Raw genomic sequence first — 17,837 nt, 5'->3', positions numbered from 1 at the left:
GCGCGAAAGCGACGGTTGCGGCTTACAACGTGCCCGCGGAAAGCGCAGTGGATTTTTACGCTTTGAGAAGCCGATATTCTGATAGGTGTCTATGCTAAAGTGCCAGTCACTCAACAAAGTCACTCAACAATCTGTCAGAAAGCACAGTGGATTTTTTTAAGACATAGAAATAAGGGTATTATGCTGATATAGAAGAAATTATGAATTGTCCAGTGATTTTTATTACTGGCGATGCATTTTGCCGACATTGCTTTATTCACCTCGTCACTGTATTGCTATCTACTTTTTCACCAAACTATCCCTTTAAATTTTCCAACCCTCAATTTTTTTAGATTAAATTAATGATTCATTAACATAATAAGTAATGAGCGGCATAAACTATTTAGTAAAGGAGAATGACTCATATGAGAAAATATATATATAATGTTGTCATTATATTATTTGTTTTACAAATGAGTCATGTGCAAGTATTCGCAAATTATGAACAACAAAATATAGCAACGGCTAATTCAATAGAAACATTACAACAGCAAATTCAGAATGAAGTGATGCAATTGTCTACTGAATTTGATATTCGATACACTGGTAATATATCTGACTTAAAAGACCAACTAACAGAGCTTATTAAACATGCCATTACAGATCCATATATTTACGCCAATATTTCTAGTTTCAAATGGAAATATGATGGCTATGCAAATAATATTGTCATTCAATTTCAGTTTACCTATCATATCTCACAGGAAGAGGAGGCATTTGTCGAGCAAACTTTGACAACTATTGTTGCATCTATGCATGGATTAAGCAAACTGGAGAAAATACAGGCTGCACATGATTATATCGTCTTAACTTCTGAGTATTCAAAGGATAGTGAAGGAAGTCAGTATTCCCCATACACGTTGCTTACTGAAAACAAGGGTGTATGTCAGGCCTATGCTTTAGTACTATATCGGATGTTAGAGATGCTAGACTTTGAAGTACAATATGTACCAGGTAAAGTGGGAGAACAATTGCATGCATGGGTATTAGTGAAGCTTGATAATGAGTGGTACCATATTGATGTTACATGGGATGATCCATTGCCCGATCATAAGGGCGAGGTACGCTATAACTATTTTCTCGTTTCTGATAAGCAATTAGCACAAGATCATACATGGGATTATGCAAGTTTTCCAGCGGCAACAAGTGAGAAATATGCTGATTGGCAGCAAATAACTAAAGTTGAGGTTCTTACGAAACCTTTAACTAATTATTTTAACTATAATAGAGGGCTAGCTATGCTAGAAGAAAATACACTTCATCTAAAACAATTAGTAGAACCATCTCCTTTGTTATTCAATCAGGACCAAAATAACAGCAAGTCTGTTCAAATAGTTTTCGATGAACAAAATGAAAAATTCATTCTACAGAGAAGTTTTACGCTTCGTCCAATCTTTGTGAATATAAAGACGAATGCTAAAGTTGGACAAAAGAAGCTCATCGGCGTTGACAGAACTGAAAAGAGAATGCCACAAGAAAAATACGTCATAATAAAGGAGGTGTCCCCTTTGCTTGGGGCACCTCCTTCTTCAGATTAACAAGTAAGTTTTTTTATTATTTATGCTCATTAAGTGCTTTCTCTAATGTTTGCATATTTTTCTTCATCAATGTAAAGTACGTTTCATTATTTTTTACATCATCGCTAGTTAACACACTTAAATTATGCAGTACAAGTGATTGAGCACCAACTTCTTTTTGAATGACTTCTGCTAATTTAGAAGAAACATTTTGCTCGAATAAAATGTAATGAATGTTTAAGTCATTTGCTTTATCGACGATAGCTGTTAGTTCTTTTTGAGATGGTTCATTTTGTGAGTTTAAGCCTGCAATTGGGACTTGTGTTAAACCATATTGGCCAGCGATGTAGCCAAATGCTGCATGTGACACAAAAAATGTCTTGTCTTGAGTTGCATCAGCCATCGCTTTGTATTCACTGTCTAAATCTTGTAGCTCTTTTACTAGAGCTTCATAATTTGCTGTAAATGTAGCTTCTTGTGCTGGCATTTTTTCAACTAATGTATTTTTAATAGATAGAGCTAAATCTTGACTAATAATAGGCGAGAGCCATACGTGTGGATCGACACTACCATGATCATGTGCTTCATGCTCATCATGGTGATCTTCCTCAGTTGCATCATGATCGTGCTCATGGTCATGATCAGCTTCATCTTCTTCGTCATGCGAATGGCCAGTGCTAACCGCTAATTTTTCATCGGAAATTTGAGCTGCAGTTGCAACCATTGTAACGTCTTCATTGGCTAAAGTTTTTTTAGCATTTTCAACAAAGCCCTCTAGCCCTAAGCCGATGTAAAAAAATATATTCGCATCTGCTAATTTCATCATATCTTTTTGTGTTGGCTCAAATGTATGCTCGTTTGAACCAGGAGGGTAAATAGAAGACACTTCTACAAAATCGCCACCAATTCGCTCTGTAAAGTAGCTCAATGGATAAACAGTTGTGTATACGGATAACTTGTCTTTATCATCCGCCGTCTGTTTCGATGTAGATGATTTATCACCGCAGGCAGCTGTAAATAATGCTAGCACAGTAATTAATAAAAATAGAAATACTTTTTTCATATTATAGATACCTCTTTCAAATAGTAATCATTACGATTTATTTTTTTGACAGTTTCTATAATAACGCACATCAGAAAAAAGTACAAGAAAAAATGACCTCCGAAAATTAATTCTTTTTCGAAGGCCATTTTTCAGGCACAGGATCAAAGCCACCAGGATGAAGTGGTTGGCATTTTAAAATACGTATTACGGTTAATATTAGACCTCTAATAGCACCGTGCTTTTGAAAAGCTTCTAGTCCATATGAGGAGCATGTTGGATAGAAGCGGCACGTTGGTGGCGTCATAGGTGAGATGAATTTTCTGTAAAACTGAATGAGCCATATAAAGGGATATTTCATGCTTGACCATCCTTGTGATGTGTATTTGATTGCTCAGGTTTAGCATCAATTGTTTGTGTAAAAAAGTCGCCTTTTTTCTTGAGAATGATAATGACGGAGACTCCAAACATTAGCATCATCATGGCGATCATAATTATTATTGGTAATGGCACACCCATTGTTTTCACTCCATTTTCTATTCGTTATTGTAATTATAAAAGATGATCTTAAGAATGTGTCTTTAACTTGCTTGGTTAGGTTCAACCCATGGCTGCAACAAGTTAAGGCCCTGCGACTGCCAACAGATTTATACAGAAGTTTTCCGAGCAGGCCGAAAAACATCTGACGCAATTACACAGAGGCATAATTGATTATTCATCGTGTTGATGAAAACTTTGTTTAGGCTTTTCATCTACCGTATGTTTATAGGCATACGCGCGGTTAACACTAACAATTGTAGCAATTGTCACTAAAATAACGATAATGATTGCTACCGTTAAGAGCGAGACTAAACTCATTGCATTCACTCCGTTCTTGTTCATTATACCTATTATAAAATAGATGCTCTAGTTTAGTTGTGAAGGAAGTTTGACATTCCAGCGAATAAAACAAACTCTTTACCACCATACTATGGAAAAAGGGGTGTTATAAATGGATCGTCAGCGTGTATATTTTTCACTTGCCCATAAAACATATTATACCAATCCATATGAGGGTCAATGGAATTTCGAGCTCAACGTAGACCGACAAGCGTTAGATGTTTTCGAAAAAATATTTCAACAAATGCAACTATTAGAAATTGCGAACGGGTGGCGTGCCCAATTGCCTTATTTACAATATCATTTGGACAGAGAAAATGATGAATTAGATTTACGGTTAAAGAAAATTTACGCACTTATTCACGAATATGGAGATGACGATACAAAGGAGTTTGTAGAACAGCTTCCATATTTCAATAAACGTGTCTAGCTTTATGTGCTAGACATTTTTTTATCTTGAATTTTTAATTATAGGAATAGTGATTGGATAATGATTTCTATAAAAATAATGGCAAGTGTACCTAGACCAACTATAGCTAATTTTATTTGAATGCTGTTTTCAAGGGTAGTTATTTTACAAACAGAACAGCTTAACGCGACTCTAGAAGGGTTTACCATTGTCATTAATGATGAACTAACATTTTGGATACAAGCGAGTAAGGTGGGAGAAGCTCCAATCTGTACCGCAGTTTCTGTTTGTAATCGAATAAACATCGTATTTGAAGCTGTATTACTACCAGTTAAAAAACCCCCCGTAGCGCCAATTAAAGGTGTAATGAATATAAAAAGTGAACCAAAAGAATTTGCAGCAGTTAAAGATAGTAGCTGAATCATCTTTGCCTCTGACATCATTTCTGAAACAACGATATATAAAAAGGTAGTAAGCAAAACTGGGTAACATTTATTGATTGTTAATTTAATGCTATCGATTATTGAAGCTTTGTTTAAACGGAATAATATACATGTAAAAAGACAAACCATGAAGAGAAAAAATCCAGGCGAATATAAAAAAGATAATTGAAAATGATAAGACTTTATCGTTACGGTAAATAGGTGCGTTAAAAAATCTTTAATGGGTGAAATGGTTCTTGAAGCGAACAATAAAACGATTAACAGCAAATACGGAGAAATATTTTTTAAGAACGCATTGGAACGAAGCTGATTGCTCCCATTGTGTAAAGTAATCATAATAAAAATTGTGGTGATAACTGTTAAAGAGCCAACTAAACCTGCAAGCTCCACACTGATGTAACGATTACAAATCCACACGCTTAAACCTAATAGCAATCCAATCCATAGTATTTGCAATTGTTTCTTTTTCATTGCTTTTTTTCCCACCCCAATATAAGTAACTAAAAAGGCGAAATAAATATAAATAGGGATACACATAAGGGCACTACCAACACCTAAATCCTCTAAGGGAATGTTTCCTAATGATGCACCAATCATTGTGCCCATCGCTAACGTCCCCCAAGGAATTATACATAAACTAATTAATGCAATGAGGGAAGATTGGATCGCATTAAATTTTAAAGCTATTAAAATAGGTGCAATAACAATTACCGCTAAGCCAAAGCCACTAACAGATTCAATTAAAGGTGAGAGCCCTAAAGCTAATAACAACACTTGATACGTTTTGTCATCGGTAGAGGTGGCGATGGCAGTAGCTATTTTTTGTATCGCTCCTGATTTCTCCATTAAATGAAATAATAAAATGCCAAAAAATAAAATATAAATTACTGGCACTGTTGTAAGAAAACTTTTGATGAAAGGTTTAGGAAGCAACACGACGTTGGTGTGAAATACAGGAGAACTAGCGATAACGGTTGTAAGTATGCAAGCGACAGTGCCAGTAAAAATAGAAGATTTTTTTAAAATGAATATCATAAATAAAATACTAACTAAAGGTAATAGTGCTAAAACGACTTTTATCATTGAACAACACTCCTATGTACTATTTATTCGCTTTAGTATATTTTATTTTCACTAAAGTGTAAATATGTAATGTTGGTCATTTTTTCTGTATGGAGGGGAACTATCTTATAAGTTGATTGTTGTAGATAATTTACAATATCATAGTAGAAGGGCAATCTCTGAAATAAAAATTTCACTATAGTAAAAATAATAGTAGGACGATCCAATAAGGATAAGATATTTTAGACTGCATAACGAAGTAGCGAGGGGAGCTTTTATAATGGGATTTGGAAAGCAAGTAAATGCTATTAGAAAAAAAAATAAGATGACATTACAGGAGCTTTCAGTCGTAAGTAACGTGAGTGCCTCGATGCTATCTCAAATTGAAAGAGAAGAAAAAAATCCAACGATTCAAATAGCATGTCAAATTGCGGAGGCATTAAATACAACGCTTTCTGCTTTGTTAGATCAACAGGAAAAAAGGGATATTGTAGTTATAAGAAAGGATGAACGCCCAATATATGTCGACGAAAAGTCTGGGTTTCAACGTCATTTATTATCACCTTCCGTTCCTTCTAGAGGCATTGAGTTTGTTTTAAATATCATTCCAGCCAATAAAGAATCGGGTTTGTTTCCGGCACATAAATCAGGAGTGAAAGAGTATATTTTTGTTAAAAGCGGGAAGTTACGTGTTGAATTAGGACGCGGCACTTTTTATGAAGAATTAGAAGCAGGGGATTCCTTCTTTTTTGAAGCGGATACAGAGCATCGATTTATCAATATAACAAATGAAGAATGTCACTATTTCCTTGTAATTGATTCCTCACAGTATATGAAATAATAAGTCAGCAGAACGTAATGAATACATTCGTTACAATATAATTATAGGAGTGGAATGGAATGTTTTCATTTACAGATTTAAATGGTTTTCAAGTGGATTTAAGCTTTACAAGAGGTGAGTTTGAAGTTGAGCCGAAGCATGTACTTATCTTTTTAAAGCATAAAAATAAATGGTTATGCACGATTCATAAGCGTCGTGGCGTAGAAGTTCCAGGTGGTAAGGTAGAACCTGGCGAAACATTAGAACAAGCTGCTGTTAGAGAAGTATTTGAAGAAACAGGTGTACATGTGAAAAATCTTCGTTGGTTTGCAGAATACGCTGTCCATGGAGAACTATTGTTTTGTAAAACAGTCTTCACTGCGCAATTTGTAAGTCAGGAGAAAGTAGCGTTTGACTTGGAGACGTCAGGTATGGTTTGGCTAACGGATGAAGAGTTTGTAAGTCACAAAAATTTAAGCTTTCATATGAAAGACGAAGGCATGCAAAAAATGCTAGAGGAGCTGAAGCGCTATGACGATCAATGGTGAAATAGTTGAAAAACGTCCATACCCTTCACCGAATCCAGCTATTCGCTTATCAGAAATTACTTATTTATCACTTGGATTACGGGTTAAAGGTTTGCTAGCAGAGCCTAAGGCAGAAGGTACATACGATGGGTTTTTATATTTACGTGGAGGAATGCAAAGCATCGGCATGGTGAGACCAGCTCGTGTTGCACAGTTTGCCGCACAAGGTTTTATCGTATTTGCCCCTTACTATCGAGGGAATAGAGGGGGAGAAGGTCGTGATGAGTTTGCCGGTCAGGATCGTTATGATGCAGTGCATGGGGTAGATGTGCTAAAGCAATTTTGCAATGATAATATTCATGTTTTTGGCTTTTCACGTGGAGGTATTATGGCGCTGTGGACGGCAATTTTACGTAAAGATATTACATCAGTTGTTACGTGGGCAGGTGTTTCAGATGCGACAGCTACTTATTGGGAGCGGACGGATATGCGTCGTATGATGAAACGCGTAATTGGAGGGACACCTAATCGTGTACCAGAGGCTTATGATGCACGTACACCTTTATTTGAAGTTGAACACATTACAGCACCGGTGCTTATTATTCACGGCTATCGTGATGAAAATGTAGATATTGAACATGCAAGGCAATTAGCATTTTTCTTAGAGGATGCCAATAAAAAGTTTGAAACGTGGTATGATTACCGTTTTGCACATCAATATCCACCTGCTCAAAATCGCGAAACTGTGCGCGCTTTGTGCGAATGGATGAAGAAACAATGAAGTTCTCGCAAAGGGACATGTGAAATTGTGTGAGTGACTGGCACTTATAAATCATAAAAATCCACTGCGCTTTCCATTGGCAAATGGTAAGCCGCAACCGTCGCTAATCGCGCCGTTTATTGCGTCTTACGCTACTTGTGTTGCCATAGGAGTGTTCGTGGATTTTTATTATGTTAGTTATAAAATATAGGGCTAGAATAGTAAATTGTGTGAGTGACTGGCACCTAAAAAAGATTGAATTGTTTCCCAATATTTTGCTCCTGCTACATCTTCAGCTCTACCGTGACCCGCACCTTCAACAAGTAGTTTTTCTTTAGGCACATTGGCTGCTTCATAGACTTCATTTAGCATTGAAGAAGGGACGAATGTGTCGTTACTACCGTGGATAAATAGCATCGGTGTTTGTGATTTTGCAACTTGTTTGACCGTATCAGCTTCACCAAGTGTATAGTCAGCCTTTAATTTCGTTACGGCTGAAGCAAAATACATGATAGGGAAGGCTGGTAAGTGGAAGATCGCTTTTAGCTGATAAGAAAATTCGCCCCAAACAGAAGAATAGCCACAATCCTCGATGATTGCCTTAACGTTTGTAGGTAATTCTTCACCAGATGCCATCATTACTGTGGCGCCTCCCATCGAAACACCAAAAAGGACAATTTCTGCATCGTTATTTAATTGAACCGTATTGTCAATCCATGACACGACATCTAAGCGATCATGCCAGCCCATTCCGATATAGTCTCCTTCACTTTTACCATGACCTCTCGCATCAGGAATAAGTACATTATAGCCCATGTCATAGAAGTGTTTTGCATACTTGGTCATCTGTAATCCATCACTTGAATAGCCATGAAAAATAATTGCCCATTTGTTTGAACCATTTTGATTTTTAATGGAATAGGCATGTAGTTTTAGTTGATCTACGGATTGAATCGTTGCTTCTTCGTAATGGCTGTTAAACCATGTTTCACGTGCCTCTTTCTCTTTCACTTCATTCGGATTAGAATCAATTAAATTATGTGGTGCATCAAGAACGGCTGTTTTATCAGATTGTGGATTTAACGCCAAGTTGTAAAAGTAATTGCCTGCAATAAATCCAGCTCCAGTAAACAACACAAATAATGAGACGATGATGCCAACTAATATTTTGTATTTTTTTTTCATATGTATCCTCCAATACTATCCAAAACATAAAAAATTGAAGAGTATTTTTTATAAAAACGGGTAAAAAAAAGGGAACGAATAAATCGTTCCCTTAGCCACATTATTATTTTAATGGACCACCAAGTTTAGTGATTGCTTCAGAAACATTTGAGAATTTCTTGAAGTTGTCATTGAATAGACCAGCAAGTTCAGCAGCTTTTACATCATAAGCAGCTTTGTCTGCCCATGCATCGCGTGGGTTAAGCACTTCTGAAGGTACACCTTCAACTGCTGTAGGAATGTGTAAGCCAAATACAGCATCTTGAGTCGTTTCAACGTTGTTTAGTTTACCATCAATTGCAGCACGTACCATTGTACGAGTGTAAGAAAGCTTCATACGGCTACCTGTACCGTATTCGCCACCAGTCCAGCCAGTGTTTACTAAGAATACTTGTGCGCCATGCTCATCGATTTTTTGACCTAACATTTCAGCATAAACAGTTGCTGGAAGTGGAAGGAAAGGAGAACCGAAGCATGTAGAGAATACTGGCTCTGGCTCTGTTACACCACGTTCAGTACCTGCAAGTTTAGATGTGAAACCACTTAGGAAGTGATACATTGCTTGTTCTTTTGTTAATTTACTGATTGGAGGTAATACACCAAATGCATCAGCAGTTAAGAAAACGATTGTTTTTGGATGACCTGCAACAGATGGATCAACAATATTTTCAATATATTGGATAGGGTAAGCAACACGTGTATTTTCTGTTAATGAAACATCATCGTAATCACAAACACGAGTTTCAGGATCTACAGCTACGTTTTCTAGTACAGAACCGAAGCGGATTGCGTTATAGATTTCAGGTTCTTTTTCAGCAGAAAGGTTAATTGTTTTTGCATAGCAACCACCTTCAATATTGAATACGCCGTTGTCAGACCAGCCGTGCTCATCGTCACCGATTAATTTGCGGTCAGGGTCAGCTGATAAAGTTGTTTTACCAGTACCAGATAAACCGAAGAATAATGCCACATCGCCAGCTTCACCTACGTTTGCTGAACAGTGCATTGATAAGATGCCTTGTTGTGGTAATAGGTAGTTCATAATACCGAAAATAGATTTTTTCATTTCACCAGCATATTCAGTACCACCGATTAGGATGATTTTCTTTTCAAGTGATACAATAATGAATGTTTCAGAAGATGTACCATCGATAGCTGGATCTGCTTTAAAGTTAGGAGCTGAGATAACTGTGAAGTCAGCAACATGAGAAGCTAATTCTTCTTGTGTTGGACGGATAAATAATTGATGGGCGAAAAGATTATGCCAAGCATATTCATTGATTACTTGGATGCTTAATTGTGAATCTTTGTCAGCACCAGCAAAACCGTTGAATACGAATAATTCGTCACGTTCTTTTAAGTATTTAACTACTTTTACATATAAGTTATCGAACACTTCCGAAGAAATTGGTTGGTTTACTTTACCCCAGTCAATTTTATCTTTTGTGCTTTCTTCTTCTACCGTATATTTATCTTTAGGTGAACGACCAGTGTATTTGCCAGTTTCTGCACGAACTGCGCCATCTACTGTTAACATAGCCTCACCACGAGATGTAGCTTTTTCCGCTAATTGTGGTACTGAAAGTTGAACGTTAATGTTCCCGCCGTTTAATAATTCCTTCAGTTCGTTTGCAATTTCTACTGAATTCATCGATTAAATACCATCCTTTTTTATAGTATTCCCTTGAGTTTGAGGGAGTTTTTCTTAATTTCAAAAATAGTATAACACAATTGCTTTAATAATCTATACTAATTCAAAAATTATTTTCGTGTTTTAAATAACTTTCAATAAAAAGTCATAAAATAATTGACAACGTTCGACCTTTTACGTAAGATGAGGAATTGAACGGATACTCTTATCCCGAGCTGGTGGAGGGTCAGGCCCTGTGAAACCCGGCAACCTGCATGAACTATTTCACGACATGCGCTGGTGCCAACCTGATGCAAGGGAAAAACCCTTGAACGATAAGAGTGAAAGGTTACGAAGTCATTATTCCTTTCCTCATGTAAAATACGTGAGAAAAGGATTTTTTTTATTTTCATAATGAATGTAAAGGTAAGTATATACAATTCTTTCCTTATTATAATGACGGATCTTTCGAAATCCTCATGTTAAAAGCAACAACGGCTTGAAAGTTCTATCCTTCAGGAGCGAACTTGACATGGGTAATGAGTACCGTATTAATTTCGCAAATGCTATTTGTAAGAGTAATAGGAGGAAAATCAAATGACAAACCGTCGATTGTTTACATCAGAGAGTGTAACAGAAGGACATCCAGACAAAATTTGTGATCAAATTTCGGATGCCATTTTAGATGCTATTTTAAAAGAAGATCCAAATGCACGTGTAGCGTGTGAAACAACTGTAACAACAGGGCTAGTATTAGTAGCAGGAGAAATCACTACTTCTACTTATGTAGATATTAAAGGTATTGTGCGTGATACAGTAGCAGAAATCGGCTATACACGTGGCAAATATGGCTTTGATGCTGAAAACTTAGCAGTACTAGTAGCAATTGGTGAACAATCACCAGATATTGCCCAAGGTGTAGACCAAGCATTAGAAGCGCGTGAAGGTTCTATGACTGATGCAGATATTGAAGCTATTGGTGCAGGTGACCAAGGATTAATGTTCGGTTACGCTTGTAACGAAACACCCGAGTTAATGCCTTTACCAATTAGTTTAGCGCATAAATTAGCTCGTCGTTTAACAGAAGTACGTAAATCAGGGGAGCTAGCATATTTACGTCCGGACGGTAAAACACAGGTGACAATTGAGTATGATGAACACAACATCCCAGTTCGTGTCGATACTATTGTTATTTCAACACAGCATGACGAAGAAGCGTCACTTGAGCAAATTCAATCAGACTTAAAAGAGTTAGTAATAGCACCAGTAGTACCTAGTGAGTTATTAGATGCTCAAACGAAATATTTCATCAACCCAACAGGTCGTTTTGTTATTGGTGGACCTAAAGGAGATGCTGGACTTACTGGACGTAAAATCATCGTTGATACATACGGTGGCTATGCACGTCATGGGGGTGGCGCATTCTCTGGTAAGGATGCTACAAAAGTAGACCGTTCTGCTGCATATGCTGCTCGTTATGTGGCAAAAAATATTGTTGCTGCTGGTTTAGCAGAACGTGCTGAAGTCCAACTTGCTTATGCCATTGGTGTAGCACAACCAGTATCAATCGCAGTAGATACATTTGGTACAGGAAAAGTAAGCGAAAGCGAAATCGTAAAATGGGTTCGCGAACTATTTGATTTACGTCCAGCAGGCATCATTAAAATGCTAGATTTACGTCGCCCAATTTACAAACAAACGGCTGCTTATGGTCACTTTGGTCGTACAGATTTAAATGTGCCTTGGGAAAATACGGACAAGGCAGATGCATTAAGAGAAAAAGCTAGTCTTTAAGCTAGTTTGTAAAGAGCATTCGTATATGTGGTAAACATAAGCAAATGTTTTATTGAAGGGGCTACTTCTTGGCCCCTTTCTAACTTGCTTCAGCATTCATACCCCACTTCTAAAGGTTGGATTTGAATGCTGAAGCAAGTTAAAGGCCCCGGCGGAAGTCATAGATTTTCTAAGGAGCTTTTTGAGCAGACCGAAAAAATCTGGACGCAATTATGCCTAGGCATAATTGATTGCAAAAAAATTCGCGTCTTTCCGTTTACCTTGGAAGGAAATCGCGAATTTATTTTTTATCCTATATAACTTTGTTTCTTACTAGAGCACTTACACCTATATCGTCGCCCGCGTATTTTTAGGGCATCCATTATTTTTGAAGAGATTTGTAATATTGACCTTTTTCAGCGTATTCTCTAACGATACGTTCCATGTCTTCTTTATCTTCAGCATTTAATTCACGTACAACTTTTGCTGGACGACCTAATGCTAAGCAATTAGGAGGAATGACTTTACCTGGAGGTACAAGACTACCCGCACCAATAAATGCACCTTCTCCTATTTCTGCCCCATCCAACACGATTGATCCCATACCTATTAATGCATTTTTTCGAATTGTACAGCTATGTAAAGTTACTTGGTGTCCAACTGTTACTTCATCTTCGATTATTAATGGATATTTTGGACTTTGATGTAGACAGCAAAGATCTTGGATACTTACTCGTTTACCAATTATTGTTGGTGATACATCGCCTCGAATAACTGTATTAAACCAAATAGTTGTCTCGGCACCAATCGTTACGTCACCAGTAACGGTTGCATAGTCAGCTATAAATACTGATGGATCGATTTTAGGTGTTTTGTCTTTAAACGGATAAATCATGCTAAACGCCTCTTTTCTTTCTTTGATGTAGTATTATCGTATCAAATGCGCAATTTTATGCAAATATAATTTTATAATGACGAGAATATTTCGTTATAATCATTGTGTAACTATTTATTTAGGAGGACTATGTGAATGTGGAAATGGGAAGCTGATGGACAAGCGAAGGCTGTGATTGCTATTGTTCACGGTGCTTATGAAAATCACCGTTGGTACGCATGGCTTATTGAAAAACTCAGAATGGAAGGCTTCCACGTAGTCATGGGGGATTTACCGAATCATGGGGCAAATGCGAAACTCTCACGTGTCCATGATGAGGACTTTAAAGAGTACAAAAAATATACAAGGCATTTAATTGAAAATGCTTTTTCATATGATTTGCCAGTGTTTTTAATGGGACATGGACTAGGAGCAACGTTAATCCTTCATACAATGCATAAGAGAAAATATGAGTGTGCAGGAATTATTTTGACATCACCTTGGCTGCATTTAAAATTACAGCCTGGCAAGTTATCTAATGCATTAACTAGCTTAAGTGCTTTAACGGCAAGCGTTAAAATGACACACGATATCTCTTTTGACAAATTAACGAGAAGTGTCGAAGGCAGAGATGAAATGAAGGACGAGTTTCCTTTTAAGTCCGTCATCTCAGTAAAGTGGTATCGTGAATTACAGCAGATGATGCGCAATTTAGCGGTCATGCCAAAAGCAGAGTTTCCGAACACGCCTATGCTTATTATGACTGGGGAAAGAGATAGTATCACGGAAACTAGACAAACACGCAATTGGCTACATCAGCAGGAGTTTGCTGAATTCCAATTTAAAGAATGGGCAAAATGCTACCATAATCTATTCCATGAAATAGAGCGTGAAGAGATTTTTGTCTATATCCGAGATTTTGTTAATAATGCCTTACGTAGAATTGGATATATAATTCGATAGAATGTTTCCCCTCCGAAAAATATTGTTGAATAAGATGTATAGTAACTTAAAAATAATGTTGTAATTTTCAGAAAAATGTAATACTATAATGTCTTAAAGTAAGAATATTCATATTTTGGGAGGGGTAAAATGGAAGGTATTGTAAGTTTTCTGAACAGTATTTTATGGGGACCGTGGTTTATTTATGGTATTTTATTGATCGGTTTATTCTTTTCAATTATTACACGGTTCCTACAAGTAAGACTCATTAAGGATATGTTCGTCTTAATGTTTAAAGGAGAGAAATCGGAAAAAGGAATTTCTTCTTTCCAGGCAATGTCGATTGCATTATCAGGGCGTGTTGGTACAGGTAATATTGCTGGTACGGCAACTGCAATCGCAATGGGGGGGCCTGGTGCAATTTTTTGGATGTGGGCAATTGCCTTCATCGGTGCAGCGACGGCTTATGTTGAGTCGACATTAGCACAAATATATAAAGAAGAGAAAGATACAGAATACCGTGGTGGTCCGGCCTTTTACATTGAAAAGGGAATGGGGCAAAAATGGTTTGCAGTAATTTTTGCGATTGCGGCGTTAATCGCAATGTTAATATTAATGCCAGGCGTTCAATCGAATGCAATTTCGGTTGCTGTTGAAAACGCTTTCGGTATGGAATCTTGGATTACAGGAATAATTATTGTCGTACTATTAGGTGCAATTATTTTCGGTGGGGTTAAATCGATTGCAAATGTAGCACAGGTAGTTGTTCCGTTCATGGCTTTAGCTTATATACTGATGGCAATTGTTATTATTTTTATGAATATTTCGCAAGTGCCTGCGGTATTTTCTTTAATTTTCTCAAGTGCTTTTGGTGCACAAGAAGTATTTGGGGGTATTATTGGTTCAGCAATCGCTTGGGGTGTTAAGCGTGGTATTTATTCAAACGAAGCTGGTCAAGGAACTGGAGCGCATCCAGCTGCAGCAGCAGAAGTTTCACACCCTGCTAAACAAGGTATTGTACAAGCAGCATCTGTGTACATTGATACATTATTAGTGTGTTCAGCTACTGCATTTATGATTTTATTTACAGGTATGTACAATGTCCAGAATGAAAAGGCTGCTGAAGGTACAGATCCGTTTATTTACGTCGGAGAATTCAATCAAAACGGTCTTACAGGAGACGAACAAATCACGTTTGCGAAAAGTATTAAAGAAGGTGCTGCGTATACACAATATGCAGTGGAATCTTCATTGCCTGGCATTGGTTCAGAGTTTGTAGCAATTGCTTTATTCTTCTTTGCATTTACAACAATCATGGCATACTACTATATAGCTGAAACGAATGTGGCCTACTTATTCACTGGGCAAACCGAAAAGATTTTCATTTGGATAGCAAAGATTGCCTTTTTGATCGCAACATTTTATGGAACAATTCGTACATCTGACCTTGCGTGGGCAATGGGAGATGTTGGTTTAGGTTTAATGGTATGGATCAATGTTATTGCCATCTTAATTATTATGAAACCTGCGATTCTAGCATTAAAAGATTACGAGAAACAGAAAAAAGAGGGCAAAGACCCTGTTTTTGATCCTCGTAAACTAGGAATTAAAGGTGCAGATTTCTGGATTGAATACAATGATAAACGAAAAAATAAATAATGTATAAAAAAAGTCCTCTCATTTTGAGAGGACTTTTTTAGTTTATCTGAAGAGGATAGCCGCTTCGGGCGGGGACGCTTTTTTGCGGTGCAGTCTGTTGCGTCTTATGTTTTTTGCGTTTTGAGCAGGAGTCGCCGCCCTCCACTCCAATCAACTCGAATAATTGTTTGAGTGCCTGGCACCAACCCTCGGCTCTAATCAATTGAGCAAGTTGGTAGGGAAATTTCATATTTTGGTGAAAATCAAAAGGATAAAAAAATGACAAAAGTATCAAGGATTAACTGTTTATTGTCTTTTGTCTAAGATTTTGATGAATAAGAAGAATCCTATCATATAAGATATCTAGTTAAAATTATATAGAAACAGTATTTCCTATATGAAAAGGTATTCCGTCATAATTCTGTGTGATTCTGAGAAAGGAAAAAGCCCGAAAATTCAAGTTCGGGCTTTTGTATAAGGGGTTAATTGGTAGGTAAGTCTTTCATTTTTTCTAGGGCAATGACAAATGGTGGATCGTTTTGTTGGTTTAAAAATTCGTATTTTAATACATGGACATATTTTTGTGGTAGATGACTGACAAATTCAATAACAGCGTCACGTTCTTCCTTGCCACCTGGATGGCCATGGTAGATGACAAGTACAATTAAGCCTCCAATTTTAAGGAGTTGTAGTAAATCTTTAATCGCTTGAATAGTTGTATTCGGTTTTGTCACGATATCATGGTCACTACCAGGTAAATAGCCAAGATTAAAAATTGCAGCAGTAACTGGCTTTTGCACATGTTTGTTAATATTTTCATGCCCAGTATGTAACACTAGGGCACGGTGCTCTAACGCATTGTCTAGCAGACGATGCAATGTAGCGTCAACAGCGCTTTTTTGCACATCAAATGCATAAACTTGTCCGTTATCGCCAACAAGTTGTGCTAAAAATAATGTATCATGGCCGTTTCCTGCTGTGGCATCTACAACTGTATCGCCTTCTTGTATTGTGTCTACTAATAATTGCTGTGCATATTGTAAGACTCGTTGAAGCTTCATTTTGTGACCTCAGCATTATAAAATTTACCTTGCCAACTGCCGCGGCGTTCTAACTCTGCATCAATCCCATTGAGTACTTCCCATTTATTGACACTCCACATCGGTCCAATCATTAAATCAATTGGTCCGTCACCTGTTATACGATGAATAACCATTTGTGGTGGCAGTATTTCTAACTGATCGGCTACTAGTTTTGTATACACATCTTGGTCTAAAAATTCTAGCATGCCTTTTTCATATTGTTTTACCATTGGTGTCCCTTTTAATAGGTGAAGTAAATGGATTTTTATGCCTTGGACATCGAGCTTTGCAACTGCGCGTGCAGTTTCCATCATCATGTCATAATCTTCTAGTGGAAGACCATTTATAATATGTGAACATACGCGAATTCCGTGTTTACGAAGTTTTTCAACACCTTCTACATATGTTGCATAGTCATGTGCACGATTAATGAGGTTTGCTGTTTTTTCATGAACTGTTTGAAGTCCAAGTTCAATCCATAAATAAGTGCGTTCGTTTAGTTCTGCCAAATATTCTACAACATCATCTGGAAGGCAGTCTGGACGCGTTGCAATTGAAAGCCCTACTACACCTTCTTGCGCTAATGCTGCCTCAAATTTTTCCTTTAAGACAGGAAGTGGTGCATGTGTATTTGTATATGCTTGGAAGTAAGCCATATACTTGCCATCTTTCCATTTTTGATGCATTTTGTCACGAATTTGTGCGAACTGGACATCAATTGGGTCTACTTTATTACCCGCAAAGTCTCCTGACCCTGCAGCACTGCAAAATGTACAACCCCCAAATGCAACAGTACCGTCACGGTTCGGGCAATCAAAACCTGCATCGAGCGCTACTTTAAATACTTTGTGACCGAACTGATCACGTAAATATCGATTCCATGTATAGTATCTTTTCCCCTCTGTAGGAAAAGGAAAGTTTATTTCTGTCATGTATTTCACTCCTCTAACGTTATATTTTATCATGTGCGTAAGGTTCCGTCATGGATAAGAATTTTAATATGTAGGAATGGTTGAGATGCAAGTTTATTCATTTAAATAAACAATGTGATTTATTGTCCAGAGGCAAGAACGCATGTCTGCTATAGCAAGAGTACAATGAAGAAGAAAGTCTATTTAAAAAAGGAATATTTTATGAAGAAAAGGTAAATTTATTTTCCTTGTACTTTTTTATTTT

General features: G+C 37.1%; 18 protein-coding genes and 1 riboswitch. Of the genes, 8 read left to right on the top strand and 10 right to left on the bottom strand.

Annotation, left to right across the window (positions count from 1 at the left end):
- Nucleotides 1-404 precede the first annotated feature (404 nt).
- Complete coding sequence (locus ACIQXJ_RS14610; RefSeq protein WP_403054761.1) at nucleotides 405-1,577, top strand: transglutaminase domain-containing protein; 1,173 nt, start codon at nucleotides 405-407, stop codon at nucleotides 1,575-1,577.
- Nucleotides 1,578-1,593: 16 nt separating this feature from the next.
- Here ACIQXJ_RS14610 and ACIQXJ_RS14605 read toward each other — a convergent pair whose 3' ends face one another.
- From ACIQXJ_RS14605 to ytzI, 4 genes are all read right to left on the bottom strand, one after another.
- Nucleotides 1,594-2,619: a metal ABC transporter solute-binding protein, Zn/Mn family gene (locus tag ACIQXJ_RS14605; RefSeq protein ID WP_403054759.1), complete on the bottom strand. Its 1,026-nt coding sequence runs from the start codon at nucleotides 2,617-2,619 to the stop codon at nucleotides 1,594-1,596.
- A gap of 106 nt (nucleotides 2,620-2,725) precedes the next feature.
- Entirely contained in the window at nucleotides 2,726-2,959 is a 234-nt protein-coding gene (gene yidD / locus ACIQXJ_RS14600; protein WP_403054757.1) for a membrane protein insertion efficiency factor YidD, read from the bottom strand.
- Nucleotides 2,956-3,117, bottom strand: coding sequence for a hypothetical protein (locus tag ACIQXJ_RS14595; protein ID WP_403054755.1), 162 nt, complete (start codon nucleotides 3,115-3,117; stop codon nucleotides 2,956-2,958). The genes yidD and ACIQXJ_RS14595 overlap by 4 nt, the downstream gene beginning before the upstream one ends.
- A gap of 192 nt (nucleotides 3,118-3,309) precedes the next feature.
- Nucleotides 3,310-3,456, bottom strand: coding sequence for a YtzI protein (gene ytzI, locus ACIQXJ_RS14590; RefSeq protein WP_403054753.1), 147 nt, complete (start codon nucleotides 3,454-3,456; stop codon nucleotides 3,310-3,312).
- A gap of 133 nt (nucleotides 3,457-3,589) precedes the next feature.
- Between ytzI and ACIQXJ_RS14585 the strand changes: the two genes are divergently transcribed.
- Nucleotides 3,590-3,907, top strand: coding sequence for a transposase (locus tag ACIQXJ_RS14585; protein WP_401009140.1), 318 nt, complete (start codon nucleotides 3,590-3,592; stop codon nucleotides 3,905-3,907).
- Between the two features lie 38 nt (nucleotides 3,908-3,945).
- On the opposite strand, the gene ACIQXJ_RS14580 is transcribed toward ACIQXJ_RS14585, so the two are convergent.
- Nucleotides 3,946-5,412, bottom strand: coding sequence for an L-lactate permease (locus tag ACIQXJ_RS14580; protein ID WP_403054751.1), 1,467 nt, complete (start codon nucleotides 5,410-5,412; stop codon nucleotides 3,946-3,948).
- 259 nt (nucleotides 5,413-5,671) lie between these two features.
- Between ACIQXJ_RS14580 and ACIQXJ_RS14575 the strand changes: the two genes are divergently transcribed.
- The 3 genes from ACIQXJ_RS14575 to ACIQXJ_RS14565 are packed head-to-tail and all read left to right on the top strand — an operon-like array spanning nucleotide 5,672 to nucleotide 7,519.
- Entirely contained in the window at nucleotides 5,672-6,232 is a 561-nt protein-coding gene (locus tag ACIQXJ_RS14575) for a helix-turn-helix domain-containing protein (RefSeq protein ID WP_403054750.1), read from the top strand.
- A gap of 59 nt (nucleotides 6,233-6,291) precedes the next feature.
- Nucleotides 6,292-6,759: an NUDIX domain-containing protein gene (locus ACIQXJ_RS14570; protein WP_403054748.1), complete on the top strand. Its 468-nt coding sequence runs from the start codon at nucleotides 6,292-6,294 to the stop codon at nucleotides 6,757-6,759.
- Nucleotides 6,743-7,519: an alpha/beta hydrolase family protein gene (locus tag ACIQXJ_RS14565; protein ID WP_403054746.1), complete on the top strand. Its 777-nt coding sequence runs from the start codon at nucleotides 6,743-6,745 to the stop codon at nucleotides 7,517-7,519. The genes ACIQXJ_RS14570 and ACIQXJ_RS14565 overlap by 17 nt, the downstream gene beginning before the upstream one ends.
- A gap of 192 nt (nucleotides 7,520-7,711) precedes the next feature.
- Here ACIQXJ_RS14565 and ACIQXJ_RS14560 read toward each other — a convergent pair whose 3' ends face one another.
- Both ACIQXJ_RS14560 and pckA read right to left on the bottom strand, forming a co-directional pair.
- Entirely contained in the window at nucleotides 7,712-8,683 is a 972-nt protein-coding gene (locus ACIQXJ_RS14560) for an alpha/beta hydrolase (RefSeq protein WP_403054744.1), read from the bottom strand.
- 103 nt (nucleotides 8,684-8,786) lie between these two features.
- Entirely contained in the window at nucleotides 8,787-10,373 is a 1,587-nt protein-coding gene (gene pckA, locus ACIQXJ_RS14555) for a phosphoenolpyruvate carboxykinase (ATP) (RefSeq protein ID WP_401009134.1), read from the bottom strand.
- A gap of 202 nt (nucleotides 10,374-10,575) precedes the next feature.
- A riboswitch (SAM riboswitch) is annotated at nucleotides 10,576-10,694 on the top strand.
- Between the two features lie 255 nt (nucleotides 10,695-10,949).
- Between pckA and metK the strand changes: the two genes are divergently transcribed.
- Nucleotides 10,950-12,146 carry a methionine adenosyltransferase gene (gene metK, locus ACIQXJ_RS14550; protein ID WP_401009133.1) on the top strand — a complete coding sequence of 399 codons (1,197 nt, stop codon included), beginning with the start codon at nucleotides 10,950-10,952 and terminating at the stop codon, nucleotides 12,144-12,146.
- A gap of 361 nt (nucleotides 12,147-12,507) precedes the next feature.
- Here metK and ACIQXJ_RS14545 read toward each other — a convergent pair whose 3' ends face one another.
- On the bottom strand, nucleotides 12,508-13,020 hold the full coding sequence (locus ACIQXJ_RS14545; RefSeq protein WP_403054741.1) for a gamma carbonic anhydrase: 513 nt from the start codon (nucleotides 13,018-13,020) through the stop codon (nucleotides 12,508-12,510).
- Between the two features lie 135 nt (nucleotides 13,021-13,155).
- Between ACIQXJ_RS14545 and ACIQXJ_RS14540 the strand changes: the two genes are divergently transcribed.
- On the top strand, nucleotides 13,156-13,962 hold the full coding sequence (locus ACIQXJ_RS14540) for an alpha/beta hydrolase (protein WP_403054739.1): 807 nt from the start codon (nucleotides 13,156-13,158) through the stop codon (nucleotides 13,960-13,962).
- 129 nt (nucleotides 13,963-14,091) lie between these two features.
- Entirely contained in the window at nucleotides 14,092-15,600 is a 1,509-nt protein-coding gene (locus ACIQXJ_RS14535) for an alanine/glycine:cation symporter family protein (RefSeq protein ID WP_401009132.1), read from the top strand.
- Between the two features lie 461 nt (nucleotides 15,601-16,061).
- Here ACIQXJ_RS14535 and mnmM read toward each other — a convergent pair whose 3' ends face one another.
- Complete coding sequence (mnmM, locus tag ACIQXJ_RS14530) at nucleotides 16,062-16,640, bottom strand: tRNA 5-(aminomethyl)-2-thiouridylate-methyltransferase MnmM (protein WP_403054737.1); 579 nt, start codon at nucleotides 16,638-16,640, stop codon at nucleotides 16,062-16,064.
- The gene (gene mnmL / locus ACIQXJ_RS14525; protein ID WP_403054735.1) at nucleotides 16,637-17,593 is read right to left on the bottom strand and encodes a tRNA modification radical SAM protein MnmL/YtqA; all 957 of its coding nucleotides are present in this window, start codon (nucleotides 17,591-17,593) and stop codon (nucleotides 16,637-16,639) included. Before mnmL ends, mnmM begins: the two co-directional genes overlap by 4 nt.
- Nucleotides 17,594-17,837: the final 244 nt, after the last annotated feature.

The sequence above is a fragment of the Lysinibacillus sp. NPDC097868 genome (genome assembly GCF_044761135.1).
GTDB lineage: Bacteria > Bacillota > Bacilli > Bacillales_A > Planococcaceae > Lysinibacillus.
The sequence above is the reverse complement of the archived record's forward strand: the minus strand, read 5'-3'. Positions and strand labels throughout refer to the sequence as shown.

Coding starts and splice junctions, on each gene's coding strand:
- ACIQXJ_RS14610 (WP_403054761.1), top strand. CDS start 405: ATGAGAAAATATATATATAATGTTGTCATTATATTATTTGTTTTACAA.
- ACIQXJ_RS14605 (WP_403054759.1), bottom strand. CDS start 2,619: ATGAAAAAAGTATTTCTATTTTTATTAATTACTGTGCTAGCATTATTT.
- yidD (WP_403054757.1), bottom strand. CDS start 2,959: ATGAAATATCCCTTTATATGGCTCATTCAGTTTTACAGAAAATTCATC.
- ACIQXJ_RS14595 (WP_403054755.1), bottom strand. CDS start 3,117: ATGGGTGTGCCATTACCAATAATAATTATGATCGCCATGATGATGCTA.
- ytzI (WP_403054753.1), bottom strand. CDS start 3,456: ATGAGTTTAGTCTCGCTCTTAACGGTAGCAATCATTATCGTTATTTTA.
- ACIQXJ_RS14585 (WP_401009140.1), top strand. CDS start 3,590: ATGGATCGTCAGCGTGTATATTTTTCACTTGCCCATAAAACATATTAT.
- ACIQXJ_RS14580 (WP_403054751.1), bottom strand. CDS start 5,412: ATGATAAAAGTCGTTTTAGCACTATTACCTTTAGTTAGTATTTTATTT.
- ACIQXJ_RS14575 (WP_403054750.1), top strand. CDS start 5,672: ATGGGATTTGGAAAGCAAGTAAATGCTATTAGAAAAAAAAATAAGATG.
- ACIQXJ_RS14570 (WP_403054748.1), top strand. CDS start 6,292: ATGTTTTCATTTACAGATTTAAATGGTTTTCAAGTGGATTTAAGCTTT.
- ACIQXJ_RS14565 (WP_403054746.1), top strand. CDS start 6,743: ATGACGATCAATGGTGAAATAGTTGAAAAACGTCCATACCCTTCACCG.
- ACIQXJ_RS14560 (WP_403054744.1), bottom strand. CDS start 8,683: ATGAAAAAAAAATACAAAATATTAGTTGGCATCATCGTCTCATTATTT.
- pckA (WP_401009134.1), bottom strand. CDS start 10,373: ATGAATTCAGTAGAAATTGCAAACGAACTGAAGGAATTATTAAACGGC.
- metK (WP_401009133.1), top strand. CDS start 10,950: ATGACAAACCGTCGATTGTTTACATCAGAGAGTGTAACAGAAGGACAT.
- ACIQXJ_RS14545 (WP_403054741.1), bottom strand. CDS start 13,020: ATGATTTATCCGTTTAAAGACAAAACACCTAAAATCGATCCATCAGTA.
- ACIQXJ_RS14540 (WP_403054739.1), top strand. CDS start 13,156: ATGTGGAAATGGGAAGCTGATGGACAAGCGAAGGCTGTGATTGCTATT.
- ACIQXJ_RS14535 (WP_401009132.1), top strand. CDS start 14,092: ATGGAAGGTATTGTAAGTTTTCTGAACAGTATTTTATGGGGACCGTGG.
- mnmM (WP_403054737.1), bottom strand. CDS start 16,640: ATGAAGCTTCAACGAGTCTTACAATATGCACAGCAATTATTAGTAGAC.
- mnmL (WP_403054735.1), bottom strand. CDS start 17,593: ATGACAGAAATAAACTTTCCTTTTCCTACAGAGGGGAAAAGATACTAT.